Annotated in this window: 18 protein-coding genes; 10 read left to right on the forward strand and 8 right to left on the reverse strand. The window is 52.7% G+C overall.

Features of this window, described 5'->3' with window-relative positions; translation table 11 throughout:
- Positions 1 to 107 precede the first annotated feature (107 nt).
- Complete coding sequence (locus tag ACSZO4_RS20350) at positions 108 to 641, reverse strand: DUF3828 domain-containing protein (protein ID WP_437890899.1); 534 nt, start codon at positions 639 to 641, stop codon at positions 108 to 110.
- Between the two features lie 105 nt (positions 642 to 746).
- Here ACSZO4_RS20350 and ACSZO4_RS20355 point away from each other — a divergent pair, with 105 nt between their 5' ends.
- A complete protein-coding gene (locus tag ACSZO4_RS20355; RefSeq protein ID WP_437890900.1) occupies positions 747 to 1,199 on the forward strand; it encodes a carboxypeptidase-like regulatory domain-containing protein in 453 nt (150 codons plus the stop codon).
- 64 nt (positions 1,200 to 1,263) lie between these two features.
- Here the strand turns inward: ACSZO4_RS20355 and ACSZO4_RS20360 are convergent, their stop codons facing one another.
- From ACSZO4_RS20360 to yqhD, 3 genes are all read right to left on the reverse strand, one after another.
- Positions 1,264 to 2,718, reverse strand: coding sequence for a DASS family sodium-coupled anion symporter (locus ACSZO4_RS20360; RefSeq protein ID WP_437890901.1), 1,455 nt, complete (start codon positions 2,716 to 2,718; stop codon positions 1,264 to 1,266).
- Between the two features lie 214 nt (positions 2,719 to 2,932).
- Complete coding sequence (dkgA, locus tag ACSZO4_RS20365) at positions 2,933 to 3,760, reverse strand: 2,5-didehydrogluconate reductase DkgA (RefSeq protein WP_437890902.1); 828 nt, start codon at positions 3,758 to 3,760, stop codon at positions 2,933 to 2,935.
- A gap of 101 nt (positions 3,761 to 3,861) precedes the next feature.
- Positions 3,862 to 5,025, reverse strand: coding sequence for an alcohol dehydrogenase (gene yqhD, locus ACSZO4_RS20370; protein ID WP_437890903.1), 1,164 nt, complete (start codon positions 5,023 to 5,025; stop codon positions 3,862 to 3,864).
- 195 nt (positions 5,026 to 5,220) lie between these two features.
- On the opposite strand from yqhD, the gene ACSZO4_RS20375 reads away from it, so the two are divergent.
- From ACSZO4_RS20375 to ACSZO4_RS20395, 5 genes are all read left to right on the forward strand, one after another.
- Positions 5,221 to 6,120 (forward strand): AraC family transcriptional regulator, encoded by a 900-nt coding sequence (locus ACSZO4_RS20375; RefSeq protein ID WP_437890904.1) that lies wholly within the window; start codon positions 5,221 to 5,223, stop codon positions 6,118 to 6,120.
- 114 nt (positions 6,121 to 6,234) lie between these two features.
- Positions 6,235 to 7,074, forward strand: a complete 840-nt coding sequence (modD, locus tag ACSZO4_RS20380; protein ID WP_437890905.1) for a ModD protein — start codon at positions 6,235 to 6,237, stop codon at positions 7,072 to 7,074.
- 28 nt (positions 7,075 to 7,102) lie between these two features.
- On the forward strand, positions 7,103 to 7,849 hold the full coding sequence (gene modA / locus ACSZO4_RS20385; protein ID WP_437890906.1) for a molybdate ABC transporter substrate-binding protein: 747 nt from the start codon (positions 7,103 to 7,105) through the stop codon (positions 7,847 to 7,849).
- 18 nt (positions 7,850 to 7,867) lie between these two features.
- Positions 7,868 to 8,656 carry an ABC transporter permease gene (locus ACSZO4_RS20390; RefSeq protein ID WP_437890907.1) on the forward strand — a complete coding sequence of 263 codons (789 nt, stop codon included), beginning with the start codon at positions 7,868 to 7,870 and terminating at the stop codon, positions 8,654 to 8,656.
- The gene (locus tag ACSZO4_RS20395) at positions 8,643 to 9,263 is read left to right on the forward strand and encodes an ABC transporter ATP-binding protein (RefSeq protein ID WP_437890908.1); all 621 of its coding nucleotides are present in this window, start codon (positions 8,643 to 8,645) and stop codon (positions 9,261 to 9,263) included. The genes ACSZO4_RS20390 and ACSZO4_RS20395 overlap by 14 nt, the downstream gene beginning before the upstream one ends.
- A gap of 40 nt (positions 9,264 to 9,303) precedes the next feature.
- Here the strand turns inward: ACSZO4_RS20395 and ACSZO4_RS20400 are convergent, their stop codons facing one another.
- Positions 9,304 to 9,963: a DedA family protein gene (locus ACSZO4_RS20400; RefSeq protein WP_437890909.1), complete on the reverse strand. Its 660-nt coding sequence runs from the start codon at positions 9,961 to 9,963 to the stop codon at positions 9,304 to 9,306.
- A gap of 130 nt (positions 9,964 to 10,093) precedes the next feature.
- Positions 10,094 to 11,281, reverse strand: coding sequence for a cystathionine beta-lyase (gene metC, locus ACSZO4_RS20405; protein WP_437890910.1), 1,188 nt, complete (start codon positions 11,279 to 11,281; stop codon positions 10,094 to 10,096).
- A gap of 250 nt (positions 11,282 to 11,531) precedes the next feature.
- Here metC and exbB point away from each other — a divergent pair, with 250 nt between their 5' ends.
- Positions 11,532 to 12,266 carry a tol-pal system-associated acyl-CoA thioesterase gene (exbB, locus tag ACSZO4_RS20410; RefSeq protein WP_437890911.1) on the forward strand — a complete coding sequence of 245 codons (735 nt, stop codon included), beginning with the start codon at positions 11,532 to 11,534 and terminating at the stop codon, positions 12,264 to 12,266.
- Between the two features lie 6 nt (positions 12,267 to 12,272).
- Complete coding sequence (gene exbD / locus ACSZO4_RS20415) at positions 12,273 to 12,698, forward strand: TonB system transport protein ExbD (RefSeq protein ID WP_437890912.1); 426 nt, start codon at positions 12,273 to 12,275, stop codon at positions 12,696 to 12,698.
- A 180-nt stretch (positions 12,699 to 12,878) separates the two neighbouring features.
- Here the strand turns inward: exbD and ACSZO4_RS20420 are convergent, their stop codons facing one another.
- Together ACSZO4_RS20420 and ACSZO4_RS20425 are read right to left on the reverse strand one after the other, a co-directional pair.
- Complete coding sequence (locus ACSZO4_RS20420) at positions 12,879 to 13,352, reverse strand: cytoplasmic protein (RefSeq protein WP_437890913.1); 474 nt, start codon at positions 13,350 to 13,352, stop codon at positions 12,879 to 12,881.
- Position 13,353: 1 nt separating this feature from the next.
- The gene (locus tag ACSZO4_RS20425) at positions 13,354 to 13,758 is read right to left on the reverse strand and encodes a hypothetical protein (protein WP_437890914.1); all 405 of its coding nucleotides are present in this window, start codon (positions 13,756 to 13,758) and stop codon (positions 13,354 to 13,356) included.
- Between the two features lie 104 nt (positions 13,759 to 13,862).
- Between ACSZO4_RS20425 and ACSZO4_RS20430 the strand changes: the two genes are divergently transcribed.
- Both ACSZO4_RS20430 and ACSZO4_RS20435 read left to right on the forward strand, forming a co-directional pair.
- Entirely contained in the window at positions 13,863 to 14,369 is a 507-nt protein-coding gene (locus tag ACSZO4_RS20430; RefSeq protein WP_437890915.1) for an ESA_00282 family adhesion-associated protein, read from the forward strand.
- Between the two features lie 92 nt (positions 14,370 to 14,461).
- Positions 14,462 to 14,956 carry a TIGR00645 family protein gene (locus ACSZO4_RS20435; RefSeq protein ID WP_437890916.1) on the forward strand — a complete coding sequence of 165 codons (495 nt, stop codon included), beginning with the start codon at positions 14,462 to 14,464 and terminating at the stop codon, positions 14,954 to 14,956.
- Positions 14,957 to 15,206 lie beyond the last annotated feature (250 nt).

The raw sequence follows: 15,206 nt of genomic DNA on the forward strand, positions 1-15,206 counted from the left end.
TTTTATTATCGAGTTCGGTGACCGCCTGGACGGTCACTTCTGAGAAAAGGCATTTACACAGAATCGTGTACAGGGTCGGTGAAGGGGCTTGCTTTTCTCCCTCTCCCTTAGGGAGAGGGCTGGGGTGAGGGGGAGCTGGCGGCGCTGTTCTCCGCTGCTTTATCACTCTGTGCTTCTGCTTCCCGCTCGCGGTTATAGGCTTTTATCCCCTCATACAGGCTGCTCGTTTCGTTGACGATATCGTCAATCAGCCAGCGGCCATTTTCATCCACCAGTGACAGGGTTTGCGTCACCGTTTCCGGACCGTCGCTGAACGGGCGAAAGCGGACAATGGCATCAACGTGCTGGTCGTCATGGGGTACAATGTCCACGCGCTCCAGTACCAGATTGTCATAATCCTGGCAGTTGCAGACCGGGTCATAGTTCAGATAGCCGACATCGCCTTCTGCGGTCAGCTTTTGATCTTCTGCGACGACCTGCATCAGGCGAGAGGAAATGACCTGCTCGTCGCCGGTGGCGTCGAAAACCACCCCAGGCGCATTACTTGCGTAATGCTGGTAGAGCTGTTCCACGCTATGCTGCGGGGACTGCCCCAATGCTGAAAAACTGCACACAATAAGCATTATCAAATATTTTTGCATAGAGGCTTCTTTTTCTGGGGTACGGTGTTCAGAGTAGCATTGCCTTTGGGCGGGCGTAAGCCTCTGCATGCGAAGAGATGTTTATCAGTATTCAGGGAGTGAGAGATGATGAAACGATTCTGGCCTGGCATCATACTGCTGGTATTACTGCAAAGCGGCTGTGTGGCTTACACTCAGTCTCAACCGAGAGTGGAAGGTCAATTGCTGGACAGCGCCGGCAACGCGGTGACGGGGGCTGATATCACGCTGAAAAGTAATGCCCCGGACGCCAGCACAATCACCGACAGCAATGGCTTTTTTGCTTTTCCGGGCGACCATGAATGGTCGTTCTTTTTACCCATTGGCCCCATTGATAAATTAAATCGTTCACAACTGCTTATTGATGCACAAGGTCAACACTACGATATTTTACTCTCCAGCGGTCTGAGCGGCCCCTACGGCTCAGGGCCATCAGAGATGGGCGTGGTGTGCCGGTTACCCTCGTCGCAATTGCTGACGCAGAAGGGGGGGATAACACCGGATATCTGCCAGCAGCGACCCTTTAAAAAAATGCACTGATCCCGCCCGGCTGACTGAACTGACAAACGTTGCCCGGCAATGCGCGCCGGGCGTAAAGGCGCTATCAGTACAGCCCCAGTATTTTCCACCATGCAAGACCGATGGTCATAAATACGGCCTGATTGAACAGGCTGATTAAGAACCCGGTTCGCCACCAGGTGCCGGTCGGTACGTAACCGGCGCCAAAAAGAATAGGGCCGCGCGCGTGGGTATACTGCGTCAGCGAGCAGTAGAGGCTGCTGGTAAACGCCAGCATCAGCGCCATCGGTGCGGCGGGGATATTCAGGTGGATGCCAACGCCGAGGAAGACGGCATACAGCGCGGCGATTTGCGCATTACCGCTGGCAAAAAAGTAGTGGGTATAGAAGTAAGCGGCGTTGAGCAGCAGCAGCACGATCACCCAGCTGGTACCGCCCATCGCATTGCCGATACTTTCGCCTATCACTTCACCGAACCAGGTTGTGAAGCCGAGTTTTTTCAGCTGGTTAGCCATCATCAGCAGGGCAGCAAACCAGATCAGCGTATCCCATGCCCCTTTCTCGCTTTTCACATCTTCCCAGCTTAATACCCCTGAAAGTAGCAGCACCGACAGGCCGACGAAGGATGCCGTTGTCGGATCCACCCCCAGCATATCGCCAAAAATCCACAGTACTAACAGGATCAGGACGGTGCCGAGCATCAGCCATTCGCCACGGTTCATTTTACCCATTAGGGCCAGCTCGCGCTGCGCCAGCACCGGTGCATCCGGGGTGTGTTTGATTTCGGGGCGTGTAATCCAGTAGACCAGCACCGGCACGACGAGCAAGGAGACCAGACCGGGGGCCAGCGCGGCGATAAACCAGCCGCCCCAGGTCAGCGTGACGCCAGCGTTTGCCGCCAGCTTCACCGCCAGCAGGTTGCCGGTATAGCCGGTCATAAACAGCGCGGCGGTCACATCGTTGACGTTGCCGATACAGGTTATTAAAAACGTCCCGATTTTGCTGCGTGACTCATCATCCGGACGTGAGTCAAAGCTACGCGCCAGCGAGTCCGCAATCGGATAGATGACCCCACCGCAGCGCGCGGTATTGCTTGGCATTGCCGGGGCGAGGATCAGATCGGCGAATGCCAGACCGTATGCCAGCCCCAGCGTGCGTTTACCGAGCAGGCGAATCATCTGGAGGGCAATGCGGCGGCCAAGCCCGGTTTTGATAAAGCCCCGGGCAATCATAAAGGCGACAACGATAAGCCAGATAAGTGAGCTGTTGAGTTCGCTCAGCGCGGTAAGGATAGCGCCGTTAGCGTTTTTATCTCCGGCGGCGTAGGTGAGGGCGAACACGGTGATGCCTATAAGACCCACTGCGCCAATGGGCAGAACTTTCGCGACGATCGAGGCAATGGTCGCAACGAAGACAATGGCTGAATGCCATGCGGCGGCGCTAAGCCCTTCCGGCGGAGCAACCTGCCAGAGGCCGGTTGCGATAGCAACGATAATCATTAGTGGAAGCCATCGGACTCCCGACGTGGTTTTTTCAGCCATAAAGTTATCCCTGATAATAGCGCTGTATTGTGTTGATAAATATGGTGACCGCAATAATCAATATGCGTGATTATGTGGTTGCAGATAAATTATGCTGCGCTACAAATGTGAACAAATACACAATAAGTATAGGGGTAAGTTGTTTCCTGATATTTCTGCGGACAGAAAAAAAAGCCCGGCATAGCAGCCGGGCGGGGGAGAAATTCGCAGCGGGTCAGCCGCCGAACTGATCCGGATCGGGGCCAAGACGTTTACTCTGATCCAGTTTGGCGATTTCGCCCAGTTCGTCTTTGTCGAGACGGAAATCCCAGACGTCAAAGTTTTCGGCGATGCGCGACGGGGTGACGGATTTGGGGATCACCACAAGACCGCTGTCGAGATGCCAGCGAATGACGATCTGCGCTGCGGTTTTACCGTACTTATCCGCCAGCTCGCGAATAATTTTCTGCTCAAATACCCCTTCGCCGCCCTGAGCCAGCGGGCTCCAGGACTCGGTCTGGATTTTATGCGTTGCATTCCAGGCGTGCAGCTGGCGCTGTTGCAGCAGCGGGTGCAGTTCAATCTGGTTGATAACCGGGGTGACGTTGGTTTCATCAATCAGTTTCTGCAGATGATGGATCTGGAAATTACAGACGCCGATACTTTTCACCAGCCCCTGCTGTTGCAGTTCGATCATCCCCTGCCAAGCTTCGACAAAGTGATCGATGGCGGGAACCGGCCAGTGCATCAACCAGAGATCCACATAATCAAGCTGGAGTTTCTCAAGGCTTCTCTTTAATGCTTCATGGGGACGCTGCTGGTCGTCATTCCACAGTTTAGTGGTGATAAACAGCTCATCACGCGGGACACCCGCGCTTTTTAGCGCCTCGCCCACACCGTCTTCATTTTTATACGCGGTCGCGGTATCGATGGAGCGATAACCCACTTCCAGCGCTTTGTGAATGGCGGAAACCACTTCCTCATTACCCGCTTTCCACACGCCGAGACCCAGCTGCGGCATCAGATTGCCATCAGCAAGTTTAATCACGGTTGGATGTGTCATGCATGCCTCCTCTATGAACTTACCGGGACGAGTCCCGGTAAGGTTGTGTGCATTAAGTCTGGACGAAAAGTCCAAAAACGAAAGGCGAGGGTGTAAAAAGCTTAGCGGGCCGCTTCGTAAATGCGACGGCTGACATCCAGGGTAATATCCTGATGTTCGCCAAGTTTTGTCATGCCGTGCTCTTCCAGTTTTGCCAGCAGAGCCGGGATAGAACTGCCATCCAGGCCGTAGCCGGAGAGGCGAGTCGGTACGCCCATTTGCTCGAAGAAGTGACGGGTGGCTTCGATAGCGGCATCAATACGCGCATCTTCGGAGCCTTCGGTGATGTTCCATACACGTTCGGCATACTGCAGCAGCTTGCCACGTTTGGTATCACGTTTTTCGTTCCACAATGCCGGCAGAACGACTGCCAGCGTCTGGGCGTGATCCAGACCGTGCATCGCCGTCAGTTCATGACCCAGCATATGGGTTGCCCAGTCCTGCGGCACGCCTGCGCCAATTAAACCGTTCAGCGCCTGGGTTGCCGCCCACATGACGTTGGCGCGCACATCGTAGTTTTCCGGTTCCTGCAACGCTTTCGAGCCTTCTTCAATCAGCGTCAGCAGAATGCCTTCGGCGAAACGATCCTGAATTTTGCCATTCACCGGGTAAGTGACGTACTGCTCAACGGTATGCACAAAGGCATCAACCACGCCGTTAGCAACCTGGCGCGGCGGCAGGGTGTAGGTGTAAACCGGATCGAGAACGGCGAAGACCGGCTGAACGTGTTCATTCATAAATGCCTGTTTGTCGCCGGTGGTTTTACGCGAGATAACAGCGCCGCTGTTGGATTCAGAACCTGTTGCCGGCAACGTCAGCACGGATCCCATCGCAATGGCGCTGGTGATGTTGCTGCCGTAGGTTTGCAGAATTTCCCAGGGATCCACGCCGTCGGCATAATGCGCTGCCGCCGCGATAAACTTGGTGCCATCGAGCACCGAACCGCCGCCAACGGCCAGCAGGAAGGTAATGTTCTCATCTTTGGCGATTTTTACTGCTTTCATCAGCGTTTCATAAGACGGGTTCGGCTCAATACCGCTGAACTCACGAACATCCAGACCTTCCAGCGCGCTGTAAACCTGATCCAGCACACCATTTTTCTTCACGCTGCCGCCGCCATAGGTGATAAGTACGCGTGCGCCAGAAGGAATCTGTTCACGCAGGCTGGCAATTGCGCCCTGGCCAAACAGAATGCGGGTGGGGGTATGAAGATTGAAATTGTTCATTGCTCGTTCCCTTAATGTGGGTAAAAAACGGGGAGGCGCAGATAACGGCCTGATGGTGACCATTGTGGACAGCATTTGCTCGCCTCTCAATGCACATTCCTGCCGATGTCTTGCCCATTTCTACTTAGCACTGGAGAAAGTAAATAAAACTGCGCACACTGATATCGTCGTAAAAAGTATCCGGAGCGAGAAAAAATGAACCGTGAAGAGATTTGTCTTCAACTGACTGATACAATTAAATTTCTGAAAAATAAAGAAAATAAATCTGGTGAGTTACTTCGCAATGTCTCTCTATGGTACGGCACTCAACCCGCTGCACGAACGCCAGTGATGTACCAGCCGGGGATCGTTTTTCTCTTTTCAGGTCATAAAATTGGCTATATCAATGAGCGTGTATTCCGCTATGACACCAATGAGTATTTGCTCCTGACGGTACCTTTACCCTTTGAATGTGAAACCTTCGCGACAGAAGCCGTTCCGCTGGCAGGTATTCGCCTGAATGTGGATATTCTTGAACTTCAGGAACTGCTGATGGATATCGGCGAAGATGAACTCTTCCAGCCCTCGATGGCCTCAAGCGGGATTAACTCAGCCACGCTGTCTGATGATATTCTCTGCGCCATTGAGCGCCTGCTGGACGTGATGGACAGGCCGCTGGATGCCCGTATTCTCGGTAAACAGATTATTCGCGAAATTCTCTACCATGTCCTGCTCGGGCCAGGCGGCGGCGCGTTGCTGGCGCTGGTGAGCCGTCAGACCCACTTTAGCCTTATCAGCCGGGTGCTCAAACGCATTGAAAGTCAGTACACGGAAAATCTGAGCGTTGACCAGCTGGCAGCGGAAGCCAATATGAGCATTTCGGCGTTTCATCACAATTTCAAATCCGTCACCAGCACCTCGCCGTTGCAGTACCTGAAATCCTTCCGCCTGCACAAAGCCCGAATGCTGATGATCCATGATGGTATGAAAGCCAGTGCCGCAGCGATACGCGTCGGTTATGAGAGCCCCTCCCAGTTTAGTCGTGAGTTTAAGCGCTACTTCGGCGTGACGCCGGGAGAAGATGCGGCAAGGATCCGCATGATGCAGGGCGTCTGACAGACCGCAGCGGATCCCAACGGCTGGGTTATTGCCCTTTCTCTTGATTTCAGACAATCGGCAAATCGTTATGTATTGATATATATAACGACTTGTCGCTATCGAAGAAAGCGGATGATCTTTATTCCTCAACACCAGATAGACCAGTGGTTGCTGGAAGATATCCAGGGGGGCGATCTCACCACCCGGGCGTTAGGTATTGGCGACGCCGCAGGCCTGATGACCTTCGCTCATCGCCAGGGAGGATGCGTCAGCGGGATAGTGCCAGCGCTGCATATGCTGCGCACCCTTGGACTTGACGCCTGGAGTGATGTCCGCGATGGCGATACCCTGCAGCCCGGTCAACCACTCTTGCAGGCTCGCGGCAGCGCAGAAGCATTGCATCAGGGCTGGAAGGCGGTACAAAACGTGCTGGAGTGGAGCTGTGGCGTGTCCGGCTATCTTGCCCGGATGCTGACTCTGCTGCGCCAGCATGTACCCGACGGGCAGATTGCCTGTACGCGTAAAGCCATCCCTGGCACCCGGTTGCTGGCGATGCAGGCGGTACTTGCCGCGGGGGGAATTATCCATCGCGCAGGCTGTGCGGAAACGGTGCTGCTGTTTGCCAATCACCGCCGCTTCTGGCAGCCCTGCGAAGACTGGCAGGGGATGATCCAGCGGCTGCGAATGGCCTGTCCGGAAAAGAAAATCGTGGTTGAGGCGGATACGCCCGACGAGGCGCGTGATGCTTTGCTGGCCGGGCCGGATGTGCTGCAACTGGATAAATTTACCCCTGAGCAGGCCCGCGATGTTGCCGAACTGGCCCGTGGGTCGTCCTGCACGCTGGCGGTAGCCGGGGGGATCACTCTAGGGACACTGCCTGACTTTCTCTCCTGCGGCATCAAACTTTTCATTACCTCTTCGCCTTATTACGCCAGTCCGGCGGATATCAGCGTCACCCTGACGGCGGTTTAACCTGCCACCTGTTTATGAGGACGGTTTCATGAAGTCAGTAAAATGTTTACTTTCCGGCCTGCTGCTGTGCTGGAGCTTTTTCGCCACGGCGGCCGATCTTCATCTTTATGCCGGGGCCGGGTTACGCATGCCCGTCGATGAAATAGTGGCCCGTTTTGAGAAAGAGACCGGTCACCACGTTACGGTGGAATACGGCGGTTCCGGGCAGATCCTCGCCCGCTTTCAGCTCACCGGCCAGGGCGATCTTTTTCTGCCTGGCTCTGCGGATTATGTGGAAAAGATTGCCGCCAAGGGCAAAGTGGTCGCCGCATTTCCACTGGTGCACCACACGCCGGTGATGGCTATTCGCAAAGATAAAGCTGCGGGCATTACCTCCTATGCGGATCTGGCGAAAAGCCATCTCAAACTCGGGATGGGCGATCCGCAGGCCATTGCCCTGGGCAAAAGCGGTGAGAAGCTATTAACGCTCTCTGGCTATGGCGAGCCATTGCGGGAAAAAGTGGTCGTCCGGGCCGCGACCATTAAGCAACTGGTGATGTATTTACTCAATGGCGATGTTGATGCGGCGGTGATTGGGCGTACGGATGCGGTGAAAAATAAAGAGACACTGGTTCTCCTGCCGACGCCGGAAGGCACACCGGATGAAATAGCCACTCTGGCGCTCCTGAATACCAGTAAACATCCGGATGAAGCACGCCAGCTCGCAGCCTGGTTTAGCTCGGCTGCGGGGATTAAGGTGTTTACGGATATGGGCTATCTGCCAATTGATAAATAGCAGGCCATGGTCAGAAGTATGGCGAAACTGGCGCTGCTGCCGCTTGGGCTACTGCTGATACTGGTTATGGGCTCTTTGCTGTCGCTGGTATTCGAGCTGGATCTGCCCACGCTGATTCTGGTGCTCAGGCAACCCGAGCTGCATTTCGCCATTCTGCTGTCGCTGGCGACCGCGTCGCTTTCACTGCTGCTGTCATTGCTGATTGGCATACCTGCAGGCTGGGCTATGGCCCGGATGACGTTCAGAGGTAAGGGCGTCATCGACATGCTGCTGGATATTCCACTGGTCACGCCGCCGCTGATTGTCGGTATCGGGTTATTGCTTTTACTGGGTCAGCGTGGGCCTGTTGCGCCGCTTATACCCGAATTGCCTGCACTTTTGTTTTCCCCGGTTGGCGTCGTTATCGCGCAGACCTACGTTGCCAGCGCCATCGTATTACGTTCAGCCAGCGCGGCATTTTCCTCCATCGATCCGGCGTTTATCAGCACCGCCTGGAATATGGGACTGACGCCGTTGCGCACTCTGCTGCTGGTGGAAATTCCTCTCTGCTGGCACTCACTCCTTGGGGGCGGCGTGCTGGCGCTGGCCAGAGCGTTGGGGGAGTTTGGCGCAACCCTGATGCTGGCGGGCGCTGTTCGCCTGAAAACAGAAACGTTGCCGATGGCGGTCTGGCTGAATATCGCCAGTGGTGATTTTTCTCTCGCCATTGGCTGCGCGTTAATGCTGATTCTGCTGGCGGCATTACTGCTTATTGTTCTGCATCGGGTGCAGCATGCGTATAAGGAAGAACGTCATGTTGAGCGTTGAGGGATTGGGTACGCGGGCGTTTCGTGACCTCGGGTGTTATGTGTCTGAGGGCAGTTGCACCGCCATCACCGGGCCGTCCGGGAGTGGAAAAACCACGCTGCTTAATGCGATTGCCGGCACGGTGCCTTATACCGGGACGATCCGTTTCGCCGGGAAAAGTATCAATGGCCTACCGCCCTGGCGACGCCCGTGCCGCTATCTCAACCAACGTTTATATCTGTTTCCTTATTTGACGGTCGCGGGCAATCTCGGGCTGGCGCAATACGCGGCCGGATTGCCGGGGTCGAAGTCAGCGCAAATGGCGATGCTGGAAGAGATGGGCATCGCGCACCTGGCGCACTGCTATCCCCGGCAGATTTCCGGCGGCGAGCAGCAGCGGGCGGCGCTGGCCAGAGCAATGGTTTCACATCCCCGCTTATTACTGCTTGATGAGCCGTTTTCCAGCCTCGACTGGGACATTCGTCGCCATCTGTGGACGGTGGTGAAAAACCTGCGTCAACACGATGTGACTATTTTGCTGGTGACCCATGAACCACTGGAGGTTGAGGCGCTGGCAGACACACAGTGGGCGTTTGGTGAAGACGGGCTAAGGGAACAGCAGATTTAACAGGGAAGCAGGGCGCTTCCCTTGCCGAGACGCTTAAGGATCAGGCGCTACAGTATTTTTTCTTCACCACCACCACCAGGGTTCCCACCAGGCCTGCGACCAGCAGGAATACCGGCAGGATCATCAGGAAAGTCATCACCTGGTCTTCATGGCGTTTCACAAACGGGATCATGCTGATGGCATAACCCAGCGTGGTAATAATCCCCACCCAGAGCAGCGCGCTCAGCCAGTTGAAAAGCTGGAAACGTTGGTTGGATAACCCGGAGATGCCCGCCATGGTCGGCAGAAGGGTGCGGATAAACGCCAGGAAACGGCCAGCCAGCAACGCCAGTAAACCGTGTCTGTCGAACATACAGGTTGCGCGCTGGTGATACTTGTCAGGCAGTTGCGCCAGCCAGCTTTTCACCACACGCGTGTTGCCCAGCCAGCGGCCTTGCAGATAGCTTAACCAGCACCCCAGGCTTGCTGCGGAGGTGAGTATAAGCACCGTTGAAATGTAATCCATACAGCCACGGGCAATTAATGCGCCCGCCAGCAAAAGCAGGCTGTCACCCGGCAAGAAGGAGGCAGGAAGCAATCCATTTTCCAAAAAGAGTGTGGCAAACATCACGAAGTAAACGACGCCAACAACATGTGGATTCGCCAGCGCGGCAAAGTCGTGTTGCCAGAGCGCCGCGATAATGTCTTGAAATACAGCCATGGACTTTCCTGTGGTACCGCATAGAAGAAGCTATTGTACGCGTTTATTGCCCGAAACACCTTGATCCCGGGCGCAATTAATACAGAGCAATCTGCTGGCATAATCAGAATTTTTAACCAGCCTCGTTAATCTACACGATACGCTGGAAGCCTGCTTCTAAATCCGCAATTAAATCATCCACATTCTCCAGGCCAATATGCAGGCGGATCAGTGTGCCGCTGAAGTCGGCTTCCCCTTCAGGACGGATAGCAGCGATCTGTTCCGGCTGATTTGCCAGAATCAGTGACTCAAAGCCGCCCCAGGAGTAGGCCATCGCAAACAGAGAGAAGTTATCGAGATAAGCAGCCATCTCCTGATCGTTCAGGCGTTTGTTGAGGATAAAAGAGAAGAGACCGCTGCTGCCGCTAAAGTCGCGTTTCCAGAATTCATGGCCTTTGCTGCCAGGCAGCGCCGGGTGGTTAACGCGCGTTACCTGTGGATGTGTTGCCAGCCACTCGGCCACTTTCACACTGCTTTCATGATGCTGGCGCAGACGTACGCCGAGTGTGCGCAGACCGCGACTGGTCATATAAGCGGTATCGGCATCAACCATTTGCCCCATCAGATAGGCATTCTCACGCAGTTGCGGCCAACAGCGGTCGTTGGAGACGGCGGTACCGATCATGCCATCAGAGTGACCAATCAGATATTTAGTGGCTGCCTGAATCGAGATATCAATACCGAAATCCAGCGCTTTAAACAAAATACCGGCCGCCCAGGTGTTATCGATCATGATGATGGCGTCGGGCGCCACACTTCTGACGGCCTGAACGATAGCAGGCACATCGTGAACTTCCATGGTGATAGAGCCCGGTGATTCGAGGAACACGATGCGGGTGTTGGGTTGAATAAGCTTTGCGATATCTGCGCCAATCATCGGATCGAACCAGCCGGTGGTTACCCCCAGTTTGGCGAGGATTTTACTGCAAAAATCCTGGGTTGGTTCGTAAGCGCTGTTCGTTACCAGGATATGATCGCCCTGTTCAACAAACGCCAGAATCGTGTTAGCGACGGCGGCGGCACCGCAAGGAAACAGTGCGCAACCCGCGCCGCCTTCCAGTTCACACATGGCCTCCTGCAAAGAGAAATGCGTCAGGGTGCCGCGACGGCCATAAAACAGCTCTCCTTTGGCGCGATTACGGGTGGCGTGCTTTTTGGCTTCGACACTATCGAAAACCAGGGAAGAGGCGCGTTGAATTACGCTGTTGACCGATCCCTGAGTGTACTTCTTGCTGCGCCCTGCATGCACCAGAGCGGTATCCATTTCTTTTGCCGTCATGTTCGCTAACCTGTTTTTATACGTCTGGATGTCCAGACTACCATGATTGCTGAATGATGCACCGTCGGGCGAAATATAAAGCATAAAATTTTCTCAATATATCCATCAGGATATTTTTACTGCGTAAGCGCAAAGAAAAAGAGGGGATATTGATGCACTATGTAAATACTAATGAGAACTACTATCAATTCGACGACGATTTGATATTATTGCGCCTAAGATTTTGTGATATGCGTCCTGGAGATACACAGTGGGTAATAATTTGATGCAGACGGATCTTTCCGTCTGGGGTATGTATCAACACGCCGACATCGTGGTTAAGATTGTGATGATCGGGTTGATTCTGGCATCAGTGGTTACATGGGCCATCTTCTTTAGTAAGAGTGTGGAACTTATTACACAAAAACGCCGCCTTAAGCGTGAGCAAAAACTGCTCTCTACTGTTCGCTCTTTGGATCAGGCCAGCGAAACCTCCTCTTCCTTCCACGCAAGAAGCCTGAGCACTCAGTTAATAAACGAAGCGCAAAACGAGCTTGAGTTATCTGAAGGTAGTGAAGATAACGAGGGTATTAAAGAGCGTACCGGTTTCCGCCTTGAGCGTCGTGTTGCGGCAACGGGCCGCCATATGGGGCGTGGTAATGGCTATCTGGCGACCATCGGCGCCATCTCTCCGTTTGTGGGTCTGTTTGGTACGGTGTGGGGCATCATGAACAGCTTCATCGGTATTGCCCAGACGCAGACCACTAACCTCGCTGTTGTTGCTCCAGGTATCGCGGAAGCGCTGCTGGCAACGGCGATTGGTTTGATTGCCGCAATCCCGGCGGTAGTTATCTATAACATCTTCGCGCGTATGATCGGCAGCTATAAAGCGATGTTGAGTGATGTTGCCGCGCAGGTTCTGTTGCTGCAAAGCCGTGATCTGGACCTGGCTGCCAGCGCGTCTGCAAAACCTGTCCATACTGCCCAGAAATTACGAGTAGGTTGATGCCCCATGGCAATGCGTCTTAACGAAGATCTGGACGATAATGGCGAAATGCATGAAATCAACGTTACGCCGTTTATCGACGTAATGTTGGTTCTGCTGATTATCTTTATGGTGGCGGCGCCGCTTGCCACCGTAGATGTGAAAGTGAATCTGCCGGCCTCTTCCAGTCAGCCGCAGCCCCGTCCGGAAAAACCGGTTTATCTGTCCGTCAAAGCCGATAACTCAATGTTTATCGGTAACGATATGGTCACGGATGAAACCATGGTCAGTGAGCTGAATGCGGTTACTGAAGGGAAGAAAGATACCACTATCTTCTTCCGCGCTGATAAGACCGTCGACTACGAAACCATGATGAAGGTGATGGATACGCTGCACCAGGCGGGCTATCTCAAGATTGGCCTTGTGGGCGAAGAAGTCGCTGCGGCAAAGTAATTTTTAATCAGCACGATTCTGCACGATACAGAGGCTGGCCATGTGCCAGCCTTTTTCTTTTTGCCATTACCTCTGGCGTAAAATACCCTAATTTAAGTGTGGCTAAATATTGTTTTAATTATTTTAAAATGCGTAACGGCGAGGGTTTATCTCCGCAGGATATTTAAGGAAATATGCGGCTTAAGGGCGTGGGGATTTAGCCCCTGGAGGCGTGGGTTGTAATTGCGTGACGTTGTCGACGGAGGGCTCTGCTTTTTCTTCCAGCGCGACGGTTGTAACGACGGACGTGCGGTACTCTTCGTCAGCAAGCTTACGGCTGATTCGCAGCGTGGCGGTTTCTCTGGCGAGAATATACTGATAATTGGCTTCCAGCCGGGCCATTATTTTTTCCAATAGTTCGGGATGCTCATTGATGATGGCATCGATGGTGGCGCCGTAGATCTCTTCCTTAACCTGAATGGCATAGATTTCCCGGCGGTTTTGCCATTTCAGGCGCACCAGCGCAGCAGGAATCGACACCAGCTCATGAGCGATACGCTGGATAGTGGCATTCTTGCTTTGAATTAAGGCTTCAATATTTTGCTTTAAGATAAATTCGTCGCTTTTATGGTTGTCGTAAACCAAATAAACGTCGTTATCTTTTACTTCATTCACGTCACTCATCCCCAAGCTTATAAAACAAAGGCATATCTTTTTCGCGGGTAATGAGATTAAGCCAAATTTCATTTCCCGCTTCATTAATTTCGGAGGTCTTCTCAGCAATAATTTTACTTAATGCCTGGGCGTCAATCTCGCCCTCAGCCTGCAAATCATTAAGCAGTCTGGCAAAACTTTCGATTTTAACGACACGATATAATCGGTCTTTTATATGACGGTCTCGTTCTTCAAGTAACATATTCCGCGATTGTCCTGTTCGGGTAACATTGGCTAATATGTCGCTGGCATAATCAGAGAGTGTTCTTTTTCCCTGAGTTAAATTACTGTCTTTTTCTGCTTCATCAGGTACGGATTCAACAGCGGAAATGTGAAAGCGAGCCGGGACCAGATTCTCGGGCAGCATTTCTAATATCCTTTAATATCAACAGGGTGGGGTAAGTCAGGGCGTGAGGTTCGTTGACAATATCATGGCGCACTTTTAAAATCAAAAAAAAATGGAGCCTGCCTATGAACAGTATTTTTTATTCTGTTGTTGCTTTATTGCTGCTGACCGGCGGTGTGCTTTTATTGATGCGCGATTACAATAAACAAGCGCCAGGTAGTGATGCTCAATTGCCGCCAGCCCAAACCAATCCTTTATCAAAAGAGGAAGGGGAAGACCATTTCTCAATGCTAATGAATGCGATTACGCCTGTCTGGTACTGGCGAGTTAACCATGAATATATCGATTTCCTCCATGCGACCATTAAACGAATGAACATGGCGGAGTTAAATAGTGTTCCTGGATTATTCGAGGCCCAGCGGCGCTGTAGCGATCTCAATTCAGCGGTGTATAAGTATTATGACAATATAAAAAAACGCTGTCTGAATGGCGAAAAAGTACTGCATTCGGATCTGGATGTGCTCAATCTGCGCCAGTGTTTCCGCGAGTTCAGCATGGAGGCTTACCCTGAGCTGGTGGTGCTGGTGTGGCCGGAGTACAAGCGCCCGTGGATAACCCCAGTTGATGTGTAGCTATTGCGTTGGTTTATCGTTGGTATAGTGTTGTAATTTGATGGTCTGGCTGCGGTATACTGGCCGCTGTTAACGTTATCGAAAAGGACACTATGGAACGATTTCTTGAAAACGCAATGTATGCCTCGCGCTGGTTGCTCGCCCCGGTTTACCTTGGCCTGTCTCTCGCACTGCTTGCTCTGACAGTTAAATTTTTTCAGGAGATTTTTCATGTTCTGCCTAACATCTTCAATCTGGCAGAAGCCGATCTCATTCTGACAATATTGTCGCTGGTCGATATGACGCTGGTAGGCGGATTACTGGTGATGGTGATGTTCTCCGGTTATGAGAACTTTGTCTCCCGGCTTGATATATCCCCTGAAAAAGAGAAGCTCAACTGGCTGGGCAAAATGGACGCCAACTCGCTGAAAAGCAAAGTGGCCGCATCCATTGTTGCTATCTCTTCGATTCACCTGTTGCGGATATTTATGGATGCGCAAAACGTCCCGGACAGCAAGCTGATGTGGTATGTGATAATCCATCTCACCTTCGTGCTGTCGGCGTTTTTGATGGGGTATCTGGACCGGATGACCCGGGACAAAGGCTAAAAGCTAAAAGCTAAAAGCTAAAAGCTAAAAGCTAAAAGCTAAAAGCTAAAAGCTAAAAGCTAAAAGCTAAAAGCTAAAAGCTAAAAGCTAAAAGCTAAAAGCTAAAAGCTAAAAGCTAAAAGCTAAAAGCTAAAAGCTAAAAGCTAAAAGCTAAAAGGGAGCCTGCGCTCCCTTTCAGATTGCTGACGAACCCCACGTTTTTCGTGGGGTTTTGTTTTTGTAGCGACCGCAGGTCGCGATCGCGATATTT

It is taken from the genome of Phytobacter sp. V91 (assembly GCF_965644225.1).
Taxonomy (GTDB): Bacteria; Pseudomonadota; Gammaproteobacteria; order Enterobacterales; family Enterobacteriaceae; genus CBFFRJ01.